The organism is Veillonella dispar, from assembly GCF_937975875.1.
Lineage (GTDB): Bacteria > Bacillota > Negativicutes > Veillonellales > Veillonellaceae > Veillonella > Veillonella dispar_B.
In genome coordinates this window covers 1-1,257 of sequence record NZ_CALJSP010000193.1, presented here as the reverse complement: position 1 = coordinate 1,257, position 1,257 = coordinate 1, and the positions used below count along the sequence as shown (strand labels likewise).

Genomic DNA, 1,257 nt, shown 5'->3' with positions numbered 1-1,257 from the left:
TCCTTAGGAGCTATGATGGCAGACTCCTGCTCTGGCGTCCATTTAACACCCATGGTTTTCACCTCCTTCGTTACTATTATTTCTATCGCTACTGTTATTTCCGTCGTTTAGAGCCTCTTTCATCCGTTCTAACGCATCAGCTTCGGACAGTTTAGACAAATAATTATATCGATTTCGACTAGAGTCAAAACGGCATACAGTATTGTAATCACAGTATGTACAAGGTCTATTCTTATTTAACTGGTAAGGTTGAATTGGGAATTGACCGTCCCCAATATGGCGGCCGATGTCAGCCATTACATGATTGGTGTAGCGGCACATCACATCAAATTCACCTGGATTCTTAACCTTGCGCAAATCATTCCTAGAAATGGTTTGATCTTTCGTCGTTGCAATTGGCACATATGGGCCTTGTTTAAGACCATAGGATAAGAACTTATTATCAATATGCGTCAACAACTCAACATCGTCTGAGAAGTACCCACTATTTCTCCACGCGTCGCTTTCCTTAGCTAAAGATACTGCATCTTCATAAGATATAGGAGCATCGGCAGGAATTTTAGGGTTCTTCACATAGGAATACACCACAGCCGCGGGAGCTATAGATTCGCCTTGCGTTTTACCGTAAGCAGATTCTAACGCCAATAGATAGGTCATAAGCTGCAGTTTAAGGCCATAGTATACATCTTGCGCCGTTACGTGTGCGCCGCCCGACTTGTAGTCAATAACCATGCCATAGGTTTGACCATCCCTTGTATATTCATCGATACGGTCAATTTGACCGATGAGGCGTAAATAACGGTCTTCCCCAAGGGGTACCCGAATCGGATCCCAGCCTCCTTGACGGCCAAAATCTTGCTCCAAGTATTTTGTATCAAAATCACTGCGCTTCGACCACTCTACAAGGCGGTCTACCGTCACATGTAATGTTCGTTGTACACGCTGCTCGATAGCCTTTTGGTAGGCATCGCTCGTTTCCTCGCCACCCTGATTTTCTTGTAAAATTTCTTCCGCTACCGTACGGCACAAATTTTGTTGATCCTCTTCGTTAAGGTCACGCCATTGTTTATTGTTGTCTAATAGATAATTACCTAAACGCTCTAGGTTAGCATGAAGGAATGTACCAATTTCAGGAGCACCAAAGGAGCGTACACGACGCGGTTCTAGTTTTAAACCATATTGAGCATAGAACTTGAACGGACATTGCTGATATCTCTCTAGACGCGTCACAGAACCAGACATATAGCCTTTAGATAG

1 protein-coding gene is annotated in these 1,257 nt (G+C 43.8%); it reads right to left on the bottom strand.

Translation table 11 applies throughout. The annotated features are described in order from the left end of the window. Positions 1-42 precede the first annotated feature (42 nt). Positions 43-1,257: PD-(D/E)XK nuclease family protein (locus tag Q7P05_RS09570; RefSeq protein WP_303931882.1), on the bottom strand; the 1,215-nt coding region annotated here is incomplete at its 5' end.